This window comes from Enterobacter sp. MGH120 (assembly GCF_001037725.1).
GTDB lineage: Bacteria > Pseudomonadota > Gammaproteobacteria > Enterobacterales > Enterobacteriaceae > Enterobacter > Enterobacter hormaechei_C.
Window position 1 is genome coordinate 510,753 of sequence record NZ_KQ089940.1, and the last position, 17,969, is coordinate 528,721.

Here is a 17,969-nt window from a genome sequence, read left to right on the forward strand (position 1 = left end):
ATAGTTCTCCTGGACAGGGGAATTTGTAGGGCGGGTAAGCGGCAGCGCCACCCGCCTTTTGCCGGATGGCGCTACGCTTATCCGGCCTACAAATCGCATCAAAAGATTTTTGAGAACTTATCAATATTGCTGGCATCGTAAACGAACGGCTCGGCCATCGCGCCGTTGCCGTCGGCATCCAGCTTCACTTTGCCCAGCTTGCCCATGCTGGCCTCACCTTTCGTGGCGGTGCCTTTTACCAGGTCATCCGCCAGGTAGGTTGCGGCATAGCCCAGGTCAATCGGGTTCCAGATGGCAAAGCTCTTGCTTGCGCCGGACTTCACCGCGCCCGCCATCTCAGACGGCAGGCCTAAACCGGTGACGTACACTTTGCCAATCTTGCCCTGGTCCTTCACCGCCTGCGCGGCAGCCACAATGCCCACGGAAGAAGGCGAAACAATCACTTTCAGCTCCGGGTAGGTTTTCAGTAGGCCGACCGCTTCGCGGTAGCTCTTGTCAGAGAGATCGTCCCCGTAGGCCACGGTCACCAGATTGACGGACGGGTACTTCGGCAGCACCTTTTTCATCTCCGCAATCCAGGTGTTCTGGTTGGTGGAGGTTGGCGTGGCGCTCAGCACCGCCACATCGCCTTTCTCCACGTTCAGCGCTTTCAGGGCATCGGCGGCGAGCTTGACGTTAGTTTCGCCAATCAGGGCGTTATTGGACGGGTTGAGGTGGATCTGACGCCCGGCTTTCGCCACGCCGGAATCCCACGACACAACCTTGATGCCGCGCTGCATCGCTTTTTTCAGCACCGGCACGACGGCGTCCGGATCGTTCGCGGAAATCGCGATCGCATCAACGCCCTGGGCGATCAGCCCGTTCAGCACCTCGATCTGCGCTTCCGCCGTGGTGGTGGTCGGGCCGGTATAAATCACTTTTACATCGCCTAACTCTTTGGCCGCCTCCTGCGCGCCGACGTTCGCTGCCTCGAAGAATCCATTCCCTAAGGACTTCGCCACCAGGGCGATTTTCACTTCTGCTAAAGCGGAACCGGACAACGCCAGAGCGGCAACGGTGAGGATCAAGCTTGCTTTTATTTTCATTGCTTTTACTCCACTGACTTGAGTTAGTTGTAGGGATTGCAGGTGGTTTTCGCCCCGTCTCGGTGAGCGGGGCGCGATGTTGTTATTGGTACAAATCTAACGCCGACTGCATGGGGGTGACGCCAAAGCGTTTACCCAGGGCGATCAGTTCTTCCCGGGTGATGGTCTGCTTCATGCCGCCCATGGAATAGACCTTTACCAGCACTTCCGCGGATTTCTCGGCGGTGTCGATCAGGCCGAAGGTTTCATCCAGCGTCGGGCCGCTGCCGAAGACGCCGTGGAACGGCCACAGCACCAGTGAATGTTTCTGCATGTCCGTCGCGGTTGCCTGGCCGATTTCGTCGGTGCCCGGCACCATCCACGGCAGAATGCCGACGCCGTCCGGGAACACCACCAGACACTCGGTGCTGCCTTCCCACAATTTGCGGGTGAAGAAATCAGAATTGTTTTCCAGCACGTAGGTCAGGGCGATCAGGTTGGTGGCGTGGCAGTGCATGATCACGCGGTCCTTGCCATTGGTCGCCTTGATGCGCTCGCAGTGGGAGAGGAAGTGCGCCGGCAGTTCTGAGGTGGGCACCGCCTCATCCGTCAGCCCCCACAGAATGTGGTAGCCCGCGCCGTCGCTATCCACTTTCACTACGCCGAGGTTGGCCTGCGGGTCGAGCTGGACGTTGCGGAAGAACTTCCCGGAACCGGTGACGATAAACGGCGTGTTGGCGAGCAGCGGCATCGGCTGGCTCAGGGCGATATAGCGCGGCTTCTGGTGGAAATCGGCGGCAAATGGCTCGATATCCGCATCGTCCAGGCGTAGCGTCAGGTTGCCGCCGTTGCGCTCGTCCCAGCCCTTCAGCCAGGCGTCGGAGGTGGCTTTGATCATGCCCTGGACGAACCAGGAGGTGGTGATGGTCTGCATACTGTGTTTCCTTTGAAAATGCCGGGTGGCGCGTTGCTTACCCGGCCTACTTTTACCTGTAGGCCCGGCAAGCAACGCGCCGCCGGGCAATGTTTTTTACTGACGAGCGGCAAGAACGTCTTTCTCATATGCCCGCACGTTGTCCAGCCACTGGCTGCCCGCAGGCGCATCGTGACGCTGGCAGTACATCTCCCACACCGCCTGCCACGGCAGGGATTTCTGCTCTTCCAGCAGCGCCAGGCGCGCGGTGTAGTCGCCGTTTTCTTCCAGCTGTTTCAGGGCGGCGACAGGCTCCAGCAGCGCGCGCAGCAGGGCTTTCTTCATGTTGCGGGTGCCGATAACCCACGCCGCGATGCGGTTGATGGAAGCGTCGAAGAAGTCGAGGCCAATGTGTACGCGGTCGAACAGATCGTGGCGGATGATTTCGCTGGCAATGGCCTGGGTTTCGTCATCCAGCAGCACCACGTGGTCGCTGTCCCAGCGCACCGGACGGCTGACGTGCAGCAGCAGGCGTGGCACGTAGAGCATGGCGGCGGAGATCTTGTCGGAGATCACCTCGGTTGGGTGGAAGTGGCCGGCATCCAGGCACAGCGCGGTCTGGCGGCTGGTGGCGTACCCCATGTAGAACTCGTTCGAGCCGACGGTGTAGCTCTCGGCGCCAATGCCGAACAGCTTGCTCTCCACGGCGTCGATGTGGTGCGCCGGGTCCAGCTTCTCGCTGATGGCCTCATCCAGCGCGGCCAGCAGGCGCTGGCGCGGGGCCAGTCGGTCGACGGTGATGTCCTTCATACCGTCCGGGATCCAGATGTTCATCACCGACGGTGTGCCAAGCTGCTCGCCGAAATACGCAGAAACGCGGCGGCTGGCTTTGACATGGTCGATCCAGAACTGGCGGATTTCGTCGTTGGCGTGCGCAAGGGTAAAGCCGTCCGCGCTCAGCGGGTGCGAGAAGCAGGAGGGGTTAAAGTCCAGGCCCAGCTTGTTGGCTTTCGCCCACGTCACCCAGTTCGTAAAGTGCTCCGGTTTGATTTCATTACGCGCCACCGGCTCGTCGGATTCGAGATAAATGGCGTGCAGATTCAGGCGCTTTGGCCCGGGGATCAGGCTCAGCGCCAGCTCCAGATCCGCACGCAGTTCGGTGGCGTTGCGCGCTTTGCCCGGATAGTTACCCGTGGCCTGAATCCCCCCCGTCAGGGAACCGCCCGGGTTCTCGAAGCCAGCAACGTCATCACCCTGCCAGCAGTGCATGGAGACGGGCAGACGGTCGAGCTGGCGCAGCGCCTCTTCGACATCCACGCCGACGGCGGCGAAACGCTGTTTAGCCAGGTCCCAGGCTTGTTCAAGTTGAGTGGTCATGCGCAAAGCTCCTTAGTCAGTCGTTTTTGCTGAAACTGCGCCCGGTAGCGGGCAATTTCATGGCAGGGATGGGGGGTGAAGGTGGTCAGGCTGTTATTCGCCGTCACCACCGAACGGAAATCGTCGACGTTTGAAAGTTCGTCCAGGGTCATCAGCTGAATGCCGATATTGCCGAGCGTGGAGGCTTCAATCGGACCTGCCACCACGGTAATGCCGCAGGCATCCGCGCAGAGCTGGTTCAGCAGCTGGTTCTGGCAGCCGCCGCCCACGATATGCAGCTGCGTGAACGGTTTGCCGCGAAGGTCAGCCAGCTCGCTCAGGATGTCGGCATAGAGCAGGGCGAGACTGTCAAAAATGCAGCGCGCCAGCTCGGCGGGGCGGGAAGGTACCGGCTGCCCCGCTTCAAAACAGGCGGCCTGGATTTCAGCGCTCATGTGCGCCGGGTTGATAAAGCGGTCGTCGTTCGGGTTAATCAGGAAGGTGCAGGCCTTCAGCGTTTCGGTTTCCGCGATAAGCGCGGGCAGGTCGGTGATGTTCTGCTCTTTCAGCACCCGCTGGAGCAGCCACAGGCCCATGATGTTCTTTAGCACCCGGTAGCGCCCTTCGGCGCCACCTTCGTTAGTGATGTTCGCCGCCAGTGCGGCATCGCTGGTGTAGGGTGTTTTGCTCTCGAAGCCCATCAACGACCAGGTGCCGGAAGAGAGGTACGCCGCATCTTTGCCGGCGAGCGGCGAGGCAATGACCGCGCTCGCGGTGTCGTGACTGGCGACGGCGACAACGGGGATCTCATTCCCCTGCGGGCAAAGCCAGTGGCCGATCACATTGCCCGGATGGGTTGGCGCGCCGAACCAGGACGGCGAGGCGCCCGTCCAGGCCAGCAGATGTTCATCCCAGTTATCGGTGTTGATGTTAACCAGCTGCGTGGTGGTGGCGTTGGTGTATTCCCAGTTCATGTTGCCGGTCAGACGGTAGCTTAAGTAGTCCGGGATCAGCAGCGCATGCGCCACCTTTTCGACCAGCTCTGGCTGTTGCTCAACTACCGCGCGCAGCTGATACAGCGTGTTAAACGGCAGAAACTGAATGCCGCTGCGACCATAGATGTTCTCCTTGCCAAGCTGGGCGATGGCGTGCGCCATTAGCCCATCGGTGCGGCTGTCGCGGTAGGAGACGGGCAGGCCGACGCGTTCGCCGTGACTGTCCAGCAGTACGTAATCCACACCCCAGGTATCAATGCCGATACTGTCGATGCGAATACCGTCTTCGCAGACGTTGTGAAGTCCGGTGCGGATCTCTGCTTCCAGGGCGTCGATATCCCAGGTAACAAAACCGTCCTGTTTTTGCAGACAATTGGCGAAACGGTGCATTTCGCGAAGCGTAAGGGTGTGCAGGTCGCAGTCCCAGGTGGCGAGCATTACACGGCCGCTGGATGCGCCTAAATCGACAGCCACACAATGGCGAAAAGTCATGGTCGGGTCCTTTCTTAAGTCATTAGCGAGGAGTGTAAGAAAGGGAAGAAATAGCCACCTTCTCGCCACTGACAGCCCAAATCTCGCGCTGGCAAGAAAGCAAAGATGAACGTGAGGGAGTTCACAGTTTCCAGTAATGGCGGGGTTTGCAGGCAGTGTGACGCTGACCGCATTTCCTGATCTTTCCGTCTGTTTCTTGAAAAACCGACAGCTTTTGCGCGGTTTGCTGTCAAAAATTTAAGGTGAGCGTGGAAGGCCTTAATTACTATTTTGAGAACTTTTCTCATTGGTGGGGGCCGTTATGACCGTACTGCACAGCGTCGATTTTTTTCCTTCGGGGGCTTCGCCGGTCGCGATTGAGCCACGGCTGCCTCAGGCTGCGTTCCCGGAGCATCATCATGATTTTCATGAAATTGTGATTGTTGAGCACGGAACGGGTATCCACGTGTTTAACGGTCAGCCGTATACCATCAGCGGCGGTACGGTGTGCTTCGTGCGCGATCACGACAGGCACCTGTATGAACATACCGACAACCTTTGCCTGACTAATGTGCTCTATCGTTCTCCGGATGCGTTCCAGTTTCTCTCCGGGCTGAATCAGCTGTTGCCGCAGGAGAAGGACGGTCACTACCCCTCGCACTGGCGGGTGAATCAGTCCACGTTGCAGCAGGTGCGTCAGCTGGTGAGCCAGATGGAGCAGAGCGAGGATGGACAGGAGACGCACGCCATTGCTACCCGCGAGCTGCTGTTTATGCAACTGCTGGTGCTGCTGCGGCGCAGCAGCCTGGTGGAAGGGCTGGAAAATAACGACGCGCGCCTGAATCAGCTGATGGCCTGGCTGGAAGATCATTTTGCCGAAGATGTCTGCTGGGAAACGCTGGCGGATGACTTTTCGCTCTCGCTGCGCACGCTGCATCGTCAGCTCAAGCAGCATACCGGGCTGACGCCGCAGCGCTACCTCAACCGTCTGCGCCTGATCAAAGCGCGGCACCTTTTACGTCATACCGACGAAAGCGTCACCGATATCGCCTATCGCTGCGGATTCGGCGACAGTAACCACTTTTCGACGCTTTTTCGCCGGGAGTTTAACTGGTCGCCGCGCGATATTCGTCAGGGGAAAGACGCGTTGCTTCAGTAACGCGAGGGCAGTCACCGTTTTTTTGCTGCAAAAAGGCTAATAATGTCCGGTTATTCGCCGTAGAGGTTGTGGTGTGGCTGCTCAGCTCATTCTTCGCAAAGATGATTTTTTTGCCTCCGCGAGTCAGGCCGTCGCGGTGGCCGACCGCTACCCGCAAAACGTCTTTGCCGAGCACACCCACGAGTTTTGCGAGCTGGTGCTGGTATGGCGAGGCAACGGCCTGCACGTCCTCAACGACCGCCCCTACCGCATCACGCGCGGAGACCTGTTCTACATCCGCGCTGAAGACAAACACTCCTACGCCTCGGTTAACGATCTGGTGTTGCAGAACGTCATCTACTGCCCCGACAGACTTAAACTGAATGTCGACTGGGCGGGCAATATCCCCGGTTTTCATGATGCCAGAGGCGAACCGCACTGGCGCTTAAGCAGCAACGGCATGGCTCAGGTGCGCCAGACGATTTCCCAGCTGGAGCAGGAGAGCCAGAAGAGCGATCCGGTGGCAAACCAGATGTCGGAGCTGCTTTTTGCCCAGCTGGTGATGACCCTGAAGCGGCATCGTTACGCTACGGATAATCCCTCTGCTACCACGCAGGAAGCGCTGCTGGATAAGCTCATCACCCGGCTTGCGGGCAGTCTGAACAAGAGTTTCGTGCTGGAAAAATTCTGCGAGCAGGAGCAGTGCAGCGAGCGCGCGCTGCGCCAGCAGTTCCGCACCCAGACGGGGATGACGGTCAACCACTATCTGCGCCAGCTGCGCATCTGCCACGCCCAGTACCTGTTACAGCATACGGAGCTGATGGTGAGTGAAGTGGCGATGCGCTGCGGCTTTGAGGACAGTAACTACTTTTCGGTGGTGTTTAACCGTGAGGTGGGGATGACGCCGGTTCAGTGGCGTCATCGCAGTCGAAAGGCAGCGTAATCAGTTCGCCATGCCGAGGCCGACGATATTGGCCGCAATGATAATCACCACACAGCCCAGGCTCAGCACGCCAACCGGACGTCGCCCGGCGTTGTTCCACTCTTTCAGCACCAGCCCAACCAGCCCGCCGCACAGCACGTAGAAGCTCATGTGCAGCATCCAGCTCATGTAGTCATACTGCGCCGGAATACTGGCGTGACCCCAGGCGTAGAAGAAGAATTGCAGATACCACATCAGACCGCCGAGGGCGGAGAGCAGGACGTTGGTGACGATCAGCGGTTTTTCCAGCGAGAAGTCGGCTTTTACCGACAGGTTCTTCACTTTTGCCAGACGAATGAAGCAGAAGCCGAGGTTTACCAGCGCGCCGCCGCCCATGATCACCACGTAGCTTGGCAGGGCAACGTACAGCGGATCGACGCCCAGCGCCGCAGCGGTGTCGTGCATCGGTTTGGCGGCGTTCATGGCGAACGACATGCCCGCCGAGAAGACGCCGCACATCACCGCCAGCAGCAGCCCTTTCTTCAGGTTGAACTCTTCGGCTTTGATGCCCATCTTGCGTTCTTTCAGCTGGCCTGCGCGGGTGACGATGCCCACGCCGATCACCGCCACCAGCACGCCCAGCAGCGTCATTCGCCCGCCCTGAGTGTTGATCAGCACGTCGAAGTGGCCGTTGAGGATTGGCGTCATCAGGGTGCCAACAATCAGCGTAATGCCAATCGCGATGCCAATCCCCATCGACATGCCTAGGTAGCGCATGGTGAGGCCGTAGTTGATATTACCGATGCCCCACATCGCGCCGAACAGGAATACCGGCAGCAGGGTGGAGGCGCTGAAGGAGGAGAAGTAGCCCCAGAAATCGGGCAGCAGCATGGCGCTGATTGTCCATGGCAAAATCAGCCAGGACACGGTGCCGCCAACGGACCACATGGTTTCCCATGACCAGCCTTTCACCTTTTTAAACGGGGCATAGAAACAGGCTGCACTGGCCGCGCCTATCAAATGCCAGAAAATACCCATCGTAATCGCATGATTCATTTTTACATCCTCATCGTTTTTATAGCCGGAGGCTTCCCGCCGACTTGATGAGTGTAAAAATGAGGCGGTTTGGGAACCTTCAGAAGGTTGCCGCACTTTTGTTCAGGATGGCAATCAGCACGTTAAGCACGTGAGCAGACTCACAATTTTGTCATTTATCAAAAATCTAATAACCTTATAAAAACTACGGCATTGATAATCATTTTCAATATCATTTAATTAACTATAATGAACCAACTGCTTACGCGGCATTAACAGCTGTGCCGCCCGACAATAATGGAGAGGATTATGAGTTATACACTGCCATCCCTGCCGTATGCCTACGACGCACTGGAACCGCATTTCGACAAGCAGACGATGGAAATCCATCACACTAAACACCACCAGACCTATGTGAACAACGCGAATGCTGCGCTGGAAAGCCTGCCAGAGTTCGCTAATCTGCCTGTTGAAGAGCTGATCACCAAACTGGACCAGCTGCCGGCAGACAAGAAAACCGTGCTGCGCAACAACGCGGGCGGTCACGCTAACCACAGCCTGTTCTGGAAAGGCCTGAAAACCGGCACCACCCTTCAGGGCGACCTGAAAGCGGCTATCGAGCGTGACTTCGGTTCCGTTGACAACTTCAAAGCGGAATTCGAAAAAGCCGCTGCAACCCGTTTCGGCTCTGGCTGGGCGTGGCTGGTCCTGAAAGGTGACAAACTGGCGGTCGTTTCTACCGCTAACCAGGACTCCCCGCTGATGGGTGAAGCTATCTCTGGCGCATCCGGCTTCCCAATTCTGGGTCTGGACGTGTGGGAACACGCTTACTACCTGAAGTTCCAAAACCGTCGCCCTGACTACATCAAAGCCTTCTGGGATGTAGTGAACTGGGACGAAGCAGCAGCGCGTTTCGCCGCTAAAAAATAAGGTTGCATTGACGCCTGTGAGAAGCGAGTCTGATGACTCGCTTTTTTTGTATCTGAAGGAGTGGAGATGCATTACCCGGTGAATGTGTTTACAGGCAAGGTAAGGGAGTACGAAGGCAGCCGCCCGAGCGCCATCGCCAAAGTGCAGGTCGACGGTGAGCTGACGTTGACCGATCTCGGGCTTGCGGGTGACCAGCAGGCTGAAAAGAAAATCCACGGCGGGCCCGATCGCGCGCTGTGCCACTATCCGCGCGAGCACTATCAGCACTGGAAAGCCGAATTTCCTGAACAGGCGGACCTCTTCGTTGCCCCCGCGTTTGGCGAAAATCTCTCAACGGAGGGGCTGACGGAGAAGAACGTCTTTATCGGCGATATTTACCGCTGGGGCGATGCTTTGATTCAGGTCACCCAGCCGCGCTCACCGTGCTTTAAGCTTAATTACCATTTCGGCATTCAGGATATGTCGGCCCAGCTGCAAAACGCGGGTAAAACCGGCTGGCTGTATCGCGTTGTGCAGGCGGGACAGGTTTCGGCGGATGCGCCGCTTGAGCTGGCTTCGCGCTTGAGTGAGGTGTCGGTATACGAGGCCTGCGCAATTGCCTGGCATATGCCGTTTGATGACGAGCAGTATCACCGCCTGCTGTCAGCGGCGGGATTATCCACCAGCTGGACCAGAACGATGCAGAAGCGGCGGTTAAGCGGCAAGATCGAGAGCAGTTCGCGGAGATTGTGGGGGAAAGAGGTTCCGTAGAAAGTAGGCCGGGTAAGGCGAAGCCGCCACCCGGCACATACGGTTACGAACGCTTATACAGCGGCAGCCACAGCGTTAACCTCAGCCCGCCCAGCGGGCTGTCATCGGCTTTCACCCAGCCACGGTGCTGTTGCATGGCGGTTTCAACAATCGCCAGACCTAGCCCCGTACCACCAGATTCACGGTCGCGCGCCTCGTCGGTGCGGTAGAACGGACGGAAAATCTGCTCGCGATCTTCCGGGCTGACGCCAGGACCATCGTCATCGACAATGACGGTAATCCCGTCTTTATCCACCGAAAACGCCACTTCAATCTTCGTGTGCGAATAGCGCAGGGCGTTACGCACGATATTCTCCAGCGCGCTTTCCAGCGTGTTGGGGTTACCGTAGAGCGGCCACGGGCCCGGCGGGAAGTTGACGGTGAACGATTTGCCCATCTGCTCCGCTTCGAACGCCGCGTTGTCCAGCACCTCATGCCAGAGGTGATTGGCTTTCACCGTTTCGCTCACCAGCGCGTTTTTCTGCTGATTGCGAGACATCACCAGCAGATCGTTGATCATGCTGTCCAGGCGATGCGCTTCCGTCTCAATACGCTCCAGCTCTTTACTCTCACCGCTGCGGCGGCGCAGCAGGGCGGTACCCAGCTGTAAGCGCGTGAGCGGCGTCCGCAGCTCGTGGGAGATATCCGACAGCAGGCGTTGCTGCGCGGTCATCATGCGGTCAAGAGCAGAGACCATCTGGTTAAAACTGGTTCCGGCGGCCAGGAACTCCTGCGGCCCGGATTCCAGCTCCGGATGCTGCCTCAGGTTGCCCTGCGCCACTTCGTCCGCCGCATTTTTCAGCTTACGCGCCGGTTTCGCCAGGCTCCACGCCAGCCATAACAGCAGCGGGGAACTGACCAGCATCGTGACAATCAACAGCAAAAGCGGACGGTCAAACAGCAGGTTGATAAAGTCGGACTGGGAACTGCTCGCAGGGCGAATCAGATAGAGCTGGTAATTGTCTTCCCCATCCCGCACCGAGAAAGGACCGACCATCTCTACCCGACCATATTTCTTTTTCTGTGGGTGATCGGCATTATCCGCCTGGCCAATAAAGTTGCGGATAATCTGCATTTCATTGCGATCGGCCCCAATCACGCGGCCTTCACTGGTGACCAGTAAAAGACGTTGTCCGGGGGGCGCCCACTTGTCGATAGCGCGAAACAGCCTGCGCCACCACATTAAATCATTCGGCGGATCGTTTGCCAGCTCCGCTTCCACGTGCTGCTCGATCATCACGCCCTGACGTTGCTCGCTGTCGAGTAGCTCCGTCATCTGGCGTGAGTCGAGTTTTGGCAACATCAAAACGAGCATTAAAACCAGTGCCAGCGTCAGCCAGAAGATGGCGAAGATGCGGGCGGTTAAGCTGCCTATCATGAAGCGGAAACCATCAGATAACCGCGACCACGCAGGGTTTTAAACCAGGGGTGACCGTCTTTACGCTCCGGCAGCTTACGGCGCAGGTTCGAGATATGCATGTCGATGGCGCGGTCAAACGGGGTGAGGCGTTTGCCGAGCACTTCCTGGCTTAAGTGTTCACGCGACACCACCTGGCCGAGATGCTGTGCCAGCAGATACAGCAGGGTGAACTCGGTGCCGGTTAGCTCCAGCGTTTCACCATCGAAGCTCGCTTCCTGGCGGCCCGGGTTCAGGCTCAGGGAGTCCACTTCCAGCGTAGGCGAGCTGTTGTCGGTATTCTGCTGCTGCTCGCTCCAGTGAGAGCGGCGCAGGATCGCGCGAATACGGGCCACCAGTTCACGGTCGTTGAACGGCTTAGGTAAATAGTCATCCGCACCCAGCTCAAGGCCGAGTACGCGGTCAAGCTCGCTGCCGCGTGCGGTCAGCATAATGACGGGAGTCTGGTGTGTCTGGCGAAGCTCTTTCAACGTATCAATACCGTTTTTCTTCGGCATCATGACGTCGAGCAAAAGTAAATCGATGCTGTCGTCAAGGAGACTCAGCGCCTGTTCCCCATCATGGGCAACCAGGACGTTGAAACCTTCCATGTCGAGCAACTCCTTTAAAAGAGATGTGAGCTCTCGGTCATCATCAACTAACAGGATTTTATTCATTGTTTAAATACCTCCGAGGCAGAAATTACGACATCAAGGCTATCTAATCCATGACTTTACGTTGTTTTACACCCCCTGACGCATGTTTGCAGCCTGAATCGTAGACTGTCTCTCGTTGAATCGCGACACGAAAGATTTTGGGAGCAAGTGATGCGCAAAGTTACCGCTGCCGTCATGGCCTCAACGCTGGCCTTCAGTGCGTTTAGCCAGGCTGCTGTAGCTATCATCAGCGATAACGGTTCCTCAGCAGAGGGCGCAACGCAGCACAGCAGCCAAAGCCATATGTTTGACGGCATAAGTTTAACCGAACATCAGCGTCAACAGATGCGAGATCTGATGCAGAGGGCGAGACACGACCAGCCCCCTGTTAATGTTAGCGAAATGGAGACAATGCATCGCCTTGTCACCGCAGAAAATTTTGACGAAAGCGCTGTACGCGCTCAGGCCGAAAAAATGGCGCAGGAACAGGTTGCCCGCCAGGTAGAGATGGCGAAGGTTCGCAACCAGATGTTCCACCTGCTAACGCCCGAGCAGCAAGCGGTTTTGAATACCAAACATCAGCAACGTATGAACCAGTTGCGTGAGGTTGCACGGATGCAGCGAAGCTCAGATATGACGCTTTTCAGTAGCAATAGCAGTACCCGTAGTAACCAGTAAACCCTGTTTTCCTTGCCATAGACACCATCCCTGTCTTCCCCCACATGATGTGGGGGTTTTTTTTGCCCATCGTTCAGGTTTGTTAACGCTTTATTCATCCTTTCACTCCACCACCATCCGTTATACTAGCGCCATGGCATGACAGGAGTGTTTATGAATCAATCCTATGGACGGCTGGTAAGCCGGGCCGCAATAGCCGCGACGGTGATGGCGTCGTGTTTGCTGATCATTAAAATTTTCGCGTGGTGGTACACCGGGTCGGTCAGTATTCTGGCGGCACTGGTGGATTCACTGGTGGATATTGCCGCCTCGCTGACCAACCTGCTGGTGGTGCGCTACTCGCTGCAACCGGCGGATGAAGAGCATACGTTTGGCCACGGCAAAGCGGAATCGCTGGCCGCGCTGGCACAAAGCATGTTTATTTCGGGCTCTGCGCTTTTCCTGTTTTTGACCGGTATTCAGCATCTTATTTCGCCTTCTCCGATGAACGATCCGGGCGTTGGCGTGGTCGTAACGGTAGTTGCACTTATAAGCACACTTGTTCTTGTAACGTTCCAGCGCTGGGTTGTACGCAAAACACAAAGCCAGGCTGTACGGGCCGATATGCTTCATTATCAGTCTGATGTTATGATGAATGGGGCTATTCTTATTGCGCTTGGTCTGGCCTGGTATGGCTGGCATCGGGCCGATGCTTTGTTTGCGTTAGGGATAGGGATCTATATTTTATACAGCGCCTTGCGGATGGGGTATGAAGCGGTACAGTCGCTTCTTGACCGTGCGCTTCCGGATGCAGAACGTGATGAAATTTATGCCATCGTGACCAACTGGCCTGGCGTCAGTGGTGCTCACGATCTTCGTACGCGGCAGTCAGGGCCGACCCGCTTTATTCAGATTCATTTGGAAATGGAAGACAACCTGCCACTGGTTCAGGCGCATATGGTCGCTGAACAGGTGGAGCAGGCGATTTTGCAGCGTTTCCCTGGGTCAGACGTCATTATTCATCAGGATCCGTGCTCTGTCGTACCCAGGGCGTTTTGAGCTTTCGTAATTCGTTGTAAAAAAGTGAGCCAGAGCAGCATTTTGTGGATAAATTACCACCATATGGCCTGACCTGAATCAATTCAGCTGGAAGGGATTGATATACTATTTGCAGTATTCGACGGTTGAACAGTTTCTTCCGGCAGCAGATTTCAATTTTGCGTTCCTAAGTTCAGAGGTAGTCATGATTAAGAAAATCGGTGTGTTGACAAGCGGCGGTGATGCGCCGGGCATGAACGCGGCAATCCGTGGGGTTGTCCGTGCAGCGCTGACGGAAGGTCTGGAAGTTTTTGGTATCTATGACGGTTACCTGGGTCTGTATGAAGACCGCATGGTTCAGCTCGACCGCTACAGCGTGTCTGACATGATCAACCGTGGCGGTACTTTCCTCGGTTCTGCACGCTTCCCGGAATTCCGTGACGAACACATCCGTGAAGTGGCTATCGAAAACATGAAAAAACGGGGTCTGGATGCGCTGGTGGTTATCGGCGGCGACGGCTCCTACATGGGTGCAAAACGTCTGACTGAAATGGGCTTCCCGTGCATCGGCCTGCCTGGCACCATCGACAATGACATCAAAGGCACCGACTACACCATCGGTTATTTCACCGCGCTGGGTACCGTTGTGGAAGCGATTGACCGCCTGCGTGACACCTCTTCCTCTCACCAGCGTATTTCTATTGTTGAAGTGATGGGCCGTTACTGCGGTGACCTGACTCTGGCGGCGGCAATTGCCGGTGGCTGTGAGTTCGTGGTGGTGCCGGAAGTGGAATTTAGCCGTGAAGATCTGGTCGCTGAAATCAAAGCCGGTATCGCGAAAGGTAAGAAACACGCCATCGTTGCTATCACCGAGCACATCTGTGACGTTGACGAGCTGGCGAAGTACATCGAAACCGAAACCAAACGCGAAACCCGCGCGACCGTTCTGGGTCACATTCAGCGTGGTGGTTCCCCAGGCCCGTACGACCGTATCCTGGCGTCCCGCATGGGCGCGTACGCGATCGAGCTACTGCTTCAGGGTCACGGCGGCCGCTGCGTCGGTATCCAGAACGAGAAACTGGTTCACCATGACATCATCGATGCCATTGAAAACATGAAGCGTCCGTTCAAAGGTGACTGGCTGGACTGCGCGAAAAAACTGTACTGATTGGCGTCTGTATTGCGCCGGGTGGCGGCTACGCCTTACCCGGCCTACAAAAGCACGGTCCGTAGGCCGGGTAAGGCGTAGCCGCCACCCGGCTTTTTTGTGCCCACGGATTTTTTATTCCTCCACGTTATAGCCAATCTTTTTTTATTCTTTAATCATCGGTTAGCTTTCTGGCACGCTGCATTCATCAAAACACTACACAAGAGAGCTGGGCGATGAATAAATGGGGCGTGGGGTTAACATTATTGCTGGCATCGACCAGCGTTCTGGCAAAGGACATTCAGTTACTGAACGTGTCGTACGATCCGACGCGTGAACTATACGACCAGTACAACAAAGCCTTCGCGGCGCACTGGAAACAGGAAACCGGCGATAACGTGGTGGTTCGCCAGTCTCACGGCGGTTCCGGTAAGCAGGCGACATCGGTGATCAACGGTATTGAAGCCGACGTGGTGACCCTGGCGCTGGCCTACGATGTTGACGCTATCGCCGAGCGTGGCCGTATCGACAAAAACTGGATCAAGCGTCTGCCGGACAACTCTGCGCCATACACCTCGACCATTGTCTTCCTGGTGCGTAAAGGCAACCCGAAACAGATTAAGGACTGGAACGACCTGATTAAGCCAGGCGTGTCTGTCATTACCCCGAACCCAAAAAGCTCCGGCGGCGCACGCTGGAACTATCTGGCAGCCTGGGGCTACGCGCTGCACCACAACAACGGCGATCAGGCCAAAGCACAGGACTTCGTCAAAGCACTGTTTAAAAACGTCGAGGTGCTGGACTCCGGCGCGCGCGGCGCAACCAACACCTTCGTCGAACGCGGCATTGGCGACGTGCTGATCGCCTGGGAAAACGAAGCCCTGCTGGCGACCAACGAGCTGGGTAAAGACAAGTTCGAGATCGTCACCCCGAGCGAATCCATCCTCGCTGAGCCGACCGTCTCCGTCGTCGATAAGGTTGTTGATAAGAAGGGCACCAAAGCGGTGGCGGAAGCCTATCTGAAGTACCTCTACTCACCTGAAGGGCAGGAAATTGCGGCGAAAAACTTCTACCGCCCGCGCGATGAGACCGTCGCGAAGAAATACGAAAACGCCTTCCCGAAACTGAAGCTGTTCACTATTGATGATGTGTTTGGCGGCTGGACCAAAGCGCAGAAAGAGCACTTCTCTAACGGCGGCACCTTCGACCAGATCAGCAAGCGCTAAGCGTTTTACAAAGAACGACACGGTAACCCGGTGTGAGAAATCCGCCGGGTTTTTTATTTGGTCATCATTTTGCGTTACTCTTTTGCCTCTATTGAAAACAGGGAACGCGTTGTGAAAAAAATTATCTTACTGATTCTGATCGTTATCGCCCTTGCCGCAGGCGGCGTGTACTGGATGAAAGCGGGTAATCCGAATGCGTTGCGTCATATCGTTCTCGACCAGTGTGTGCCCAACCAGCTGCATAACCGTAACCCGGCACCGTGTGCGCAGGTGAAGCCAGATGCGGGCTACGTGGTGTTCAAGGACCGCAACGGGCCGCTGCAATACCTGCTGATGCCCACGTACCGTATCAACGGCACCGAAAGCCCGCTGCTGACTGAGCCGCAGACACCGAATTTCTTCTGGCTGGCATGGCAGTCTCGCCATTTTATGAGTATGAAACGGGGGGCCGACGTGCCTGACAGCGCCGTTTCGCTGACCATCAACTCCCCGACCGGGCGCACGCAAAACCATTTTCATATCCACATCTCCTGTCTGCGCCCGGACGTGCGCGAGAAGCTGAACGCGTCGCAGGGGCAAATCAGCACCCAGTGGTTACCGCTTCCGGGCGGGCTGGAAGGGCATGAATACCTTGCCCGTCGGGTGACGGAGAACGAACTGGTGCAGCGCAGCCCGTTTATGATGCTGGCGGAAGAGCTGCCGGAAGCCCGCGATCATATGGGACGCTTCGCGCTGGCGATGGCACAGCAGTCGGACGGCTCGTTTGTATTGCTGGCGACAGAGCGTAACCTGCTTACCTTTAACCGCGCGTCGGCTGAGGAATTGCAGGATCATCAATGCGATATCCTGAAGTGACCCCACCATAAATAGCGTTTACTCGCCCTGCCTGTCGCCGTAGACTTGCTGAAAAATTCTACAGGAGACAGGTATGTCGCTCTGGTTAACGCATCCTCTGCTGCTTCCCTCGCTGATCGTCGGCGTCACCATCGTGCTGTGGGCGACGTCGCTGTTGCCGGAATTTATCACCGCGCTGCTGTTTTTCACGGCGGCGATGACCGCCAGAATCGCCCCGCCGGAAGTGATCTTCGGCGGCTTCGCCTCGTCTGCCTTCTGGCTGGTGTTCAGCGGCTTTGTGCTGGGCGTGGCGATTCGGAAAACCGGCCTGGCGGACAGGGCTGCCCGGGCGCTGTCGGCAAAGCTTACCGACTCCTGGGCGCTGATGGTGGCGAGCGTTGTGCTGCTGAGCTATGCCCTGGCATTCGTGATGCCGTCGAACATGGGACGTATTGCGCTGCTGATGCCGATTGTCGCCGCGATGGCGAAGCGGGCCGGCATTCCTGATGGCTCGCGGGCCTGGTTTGGCCTGGCGCTGGCGGTCGGGTTTGGCACCTTCCAGCTCTCGGCCACTATTTTGCCCGCCAACGTGCCCAACCTGGTGATGAGCGGCGCGGCGGAAGGCTCATACGGTATCCACCTCAACTATGTCCCGTATCTGCTGCTGCACACCCCGGTGCTGGGTATTCTCAAAGGCCTGATTCTGATTGGCCTGATCTGCTGGCTGTTCCCCGGCAACCCGAAACCGGCGAAGGATCTCACGCCATCGGAACCGATGGGGCGTGACGAAAAACGACTCGCCTGGCTGCTGGCGGTGGTGTTGACGATGTGGGTGACGGAGAGCTGGCACGGCGTTGGGCCAGCGTGGACGGGGCTGGCGGCCTCGGTCATCGTTATGCTGCCGCGCATCGGTTTTATCACCGGGGAGGAGTTCTCGGCGGGGGTGAATATGCGCACCTGTATTTACGTCGCGGGTATACTCGGGCTGGCCGTTACGGTGACGCAGACCGGTATCGGTGCGGCCGTAGGCGAGGCGTTGCTCCATATCATGCCGCTGGATGCAGACCGCCCGTTTACCAGCTTCCTGGCGCTGACGGGGATCACCACGGCGCTCAACTTCATTATGACCGCCAACGGCGTTCCTGCGCTGTACACCACGCTGGCGCAGAGCTTCTCGGACGCGACCGGCTTCCCGCTGCTGTCGGTGATCATGATTCAGGTGCTGGGGTATTCCACGCCGCTGCTGCCGTATCAGGCGTCGCCGATTGTGGTGGCGATGGGCTTAGGGAAAGTGCCTGCGAAGGCGGGGATGCTGCTCTGTCTGGCGCTGGCGATTGCGACGTATCTGGTGCTGCTGCCGCTGGATTATTTGTGGTTTAGCCTACTGGGACGGCTGTAAAAA

17 protein-coding genes are annotated in these 17,969 nt (G+C 57.1%); 10 read left to right on the plus strand and 7 right to left on the minus strand.

What is annotated here, in order from left to right; translation table 11 throughout:
• Positions 1–98 precede the first annotated feature (98 nt).
• From rhaS (SK54_RS02400) to rhaB, 4 genes are all read right to left on the minus strand, one after another.
• Complete coding sequence (gene rhaS / locus SK54_RS02400; protein ID WP_032649875.1) at positions 99–1,085, minus strand: rhamnose ABC transporter substrate-binding protein; 987 nt, start codon at positions 1,083–1,085, stop codon at positions 99–101.
• An 82-nt stretch (positions 1,086–1,167) separates the two neighbouring features.
• Positions 1,168–1,998: a rhamnulose-1-phosphate aldolase gene (rhaD, locus tag SK54_RS02405; protein WP_015569930.1), complete on the minus strand. Its 831-nt coding sequence runs from the start codon at positions 1,996–1,998 to the stop codon at positions 1,168–1,170.
• Between the two features lie 96 nt (positions 1,999–2,094).
• Positions 2,095–3,354 (minus strand): L-rhamnose isomerase, encoded by a 1,260-nt coding sequence (gene rhaA / locus SK54_RS02410; RefSeq protein WP_047746078.1) that lies wholly within the window; start codon positions 3,352–3,354, stop codon positions 2,095–2,097.
• A complete protein-coding gene (gene rhaB / locus SK54_RS02415) occupies positions 3,351–4,820 on the minus strand; it encodes a rhamnulokinase (protein ID WP_033487975.1) in 1,470 nt (489 codons plus the stop codon). The genes rhaA and rhaB overlap by 4 nt, the downstream gene beginning before the upstream one ends.
• 301 nt (positions 4,821–5,121) lie before the next feature.
• On the opposite strand from rhaB, the gene rhaS (SK54_RS02425) reads away from it, so the two are divergent.
• Entirely contained in the window at positions 5,122–5,958 is an 837-nt protein-coding gene (rhaS, locus tag SK54_RS02425; protein WP_015569934.1) for an HTH-type transcriptional activator RhaS, read from the plus strand.
• Between the two features lie 73 nt (positions 5,959–6,031).
• Positions 6,032–6,880 (plus strand): HTH-type transcriptional activator RhaR, encoded by an 849-nt coding sequence (gene rhaR, locus SK54_RS02430; RefSeq protein ID WP_017382695.1) that lies wholly within the window; start codon positions 6,032–6,034, stop codon positions 6,878–6,880.
• Here the strand turns inward: rhaR and rhaT are convergent, their stop codons facing one another.
• Entirely contained in the window at positions 6,881–7,915 is a 1,035-nt protein-coding gene (gene rhaT / locus SK54_RS02435; protein WP_048246676.1) for an L-rhamnose/proton symporter RhaT, read from the minus strand.
• Positions 7,916–8,203: 288 nt separating this feature from the next.
• On the opposite strand from rhaT, the gene sodA reads away from it, so the two are divergent.
• Together sodA and yiiM are read left to right on the plus strand one after the other, a co-directional pair.
• On the plus strand, positions 8,204–8,824 hold the full coding sequence (gene sodA / locus SK54_RS02440; RefSeq protein ID WP_003861999.1) for a superoxide dismutase [Mn]: 621 nt from the start codon (positions 8,204–8,206) through the stop codon (positions 8,822–8,824).
• A gap of 66 nt (positions 8,825–8,890) precedes the next feature.
• Positions 8,891–9,574, plus strand: coding sequence for a 6-hydroxyaminopurine reductase (yiiM, locus tag SK54_RS02445; RefSeq protein ID WP_017382697.1), 684 nt, complete (start codon positions 8,891–8,893; stop codon positions 9,572–9,574).
• A gap of 43 nt (positions 9,575–9,617) precedes the next feature.
• Here the strand turns inward: yiiM and cpxA are convergent, their stop codons facing one another.
• Both cpxA and cpxR read right to left on the minus strand, forming a co-directional pair.
• A complete protein-coding gene (gene cpxA, locus SK54_RS02450; protein WP_015569937.1) occupies positions 9,618–10,991 on the minus strand; it encodes an envelope stress sensor histidine kinase CpxA in 1,374 nt (457 codons plus the stop codon).
• Positions 10,988–11,686, minus strand: coding sequence for an envelope stress response regulator transcription factor CpxR (cpxR, locus tag SK54_RS02455; RefSeq protein ID WP_003862004.1), 699 nt, complete (start codon positions 11,684–11,686; stop codon positions 10,988–10,990). The genes cpxA and cpxR overlap by 4 nt, the downstream gene beginning before the upstream one ends.
• 150 nt (positions 11,687–11,836) lie before the next feature.
• Here cpxR and cpxP point away from each other — a divergent pair, with 150 nt between their 5' ends.
• The 6 genes from cpxP (at position 11,837) to SK54_RS02485 (ending at position 17,966) form a co-directional block, all read left to right on the plus strand.
• Positions 11,837–12,343 (plus strand): cell-envelope stress modulator CpxP, encoded by a 507-nt coding sequence (gene cpxP, locus SK54_RS02460; RefSeq protein ID WP_003862006.1) that lies wholly within the window; start codon positions 11,837–11,839, stop codon positions 12,341–12,343.
• Between the two features lie 153 nt (positions 12,344–12,496).
• Positions 12,497–13,381, plus strand: coding sequence for a CDF family cation-efflux transporter FieF (fieF, locus tag SK54_RS02465; RefSeq protein WP_017382698.1), 885 nt, complete (start codon positions 12,497–12,499; stop codon positions 13,379–13,381).
• A 184-nt stretch (positions 13,382–13,565) separates the two neighbouring features.
• Positions 13,566–14,528, plus strand: coding sequence for a 6-phosphofructokinase (gene pfkA, locus SK54_RS02470; protein ID WP_003862009.1), 963 nt, complete (start codon positions 13,566–13,568; stop codon positions 14,526–14,528).
• A gap of 215 nt (positions 14,529–14,743) precedes the next feature.
• Entirely contained in the window at positions 14,744–15,733 is a 990-nt protein-coding gene (locus SK54_RS02475) for a sulfate ABC transporter substrate-binding protein (RefSeq protein ID WP_032668967.1), read from the plus strand.
• A 111-nt stretch (positions 15,734–15,844) separates the two neighbouring features.
• Positions 15,845–16,588 (plus strand): CDP-diacylglycerol diphosphatase, encoded by a 744-nt coding sequence (locus SK54_RS02480; RefSeq protein ID WP_003862014.1) that lies wholly within the window; start codon positions 15,845–15,847, stop codon positions 16,586–16,588.
• 73 nt (positions 16,589–16,661) lie between these two features.
• Positions 16,662–17,966 (plus strand): SLC13 family permease, encoded by a 1,305-nt coding sequence (locus SK54_RS02485; protein WP_048246678.1) that lies wholly within the window; start codon positions 16,662–16,664, stop codon positions 17,964–17,966.
• Positions 17,967–17,969: the final 3 nt, after the last annotated feature.

Coding starts and splice junctions, on each gene's coding strand:
- rhaS (WP_032649875.1), bottom strand. CDS start 1,085: ATGAAAATAAAAGCAAGCTTGATCCTCACCGTTGCCGCTCTGGCGTTG.
- rhaD (WP_015569930.1), bottom strand. CDS start 1,998: ATGCAGACCATCACCACCTCCTGGTTCGTCCAGGGCATGATCAAAGCC.
- rhaA (WP_047746078.1), bottom strand. CDS start 3,354: ATGACCACTCAACTTGAACAAGCCTGGGACCTGGCTAAACAGCGTTTC.
- rhaB (WP_033487975.1), bottom strand. CDS start 4,820: ATGACTTTTCGCCATTGTGTGGCTGTCGATTTAGGCGCATCCAGCGGC.
- rhaS (WP_015569934.1), top strand. CDS start 5,122: ATGACCGTACTGCACAGCGTCGATTTTTTTCCTTCGGGGGCTTCGCCG.
- rhaT (WP_048246676.1), bottom strand. CDS start 7,915: ATGAATCATGCGATTACGATGGGTATTTTCTGGCATTTGATAGGCGCG.
- sodA (WP_003861999.1), top strand. CDS start 8,204: ATGAGTTATACACTGCCATCCCTGCCGTATGCCTACGACGCACTGGAA.
- yiiM (WP_017382697.1), top strand. CDS start 8,891: ATGCATTACCCGGTGAATGTGTTTACAGGCAAGGTAAGGGAGTACGAA.
- cpxA (WP_015569937.1), bottom strand. CDS start 10,991: ATGATAGGCAGCTTAACCGCCCGCATCTTCGCCATCTTCTGGCTGACG.
- cpxR (WP_003862004.1), bottom strand. CDS start 11,686: ATGAATAAAATCCTGTTAGTTGATGATGACCGAGAGCTCACATCTCTT.
- cpxP (WP_003862006.1), top strand. CDS start 11,837: ATGCGCAAAGTTACCGCTGCCGTCATGGCCTCAACGCTGGCCTTCAGT.
- fieF (WP_017382698.1), top strand. CDS start 12,497: ATGAATCAATCCTATGGACGGCTGGTAAGCCGGGCCGCAATAGCCGCG.
- pfkA (WP_003862009.1), top strand. CDS start 13,566: ATGATTAAGAAAATCGGTGTGTTGACAAGCGGCGGTGATGCGCCGGGC.
- SK54_RS02475 (WP_032668967.1), top strand. CDS start 14,744: ATGAATAAATGGGGCGTGGGGTTAACATTATTGCTGGCATCGACCAGC.
- SK54_RS02485 (WP_048246678.1), top strand. CDS start 16,662: ATGTCGCTCTGGTTAACGCATCCTCTGCTGCTTCCCTCGCTGATCGTC.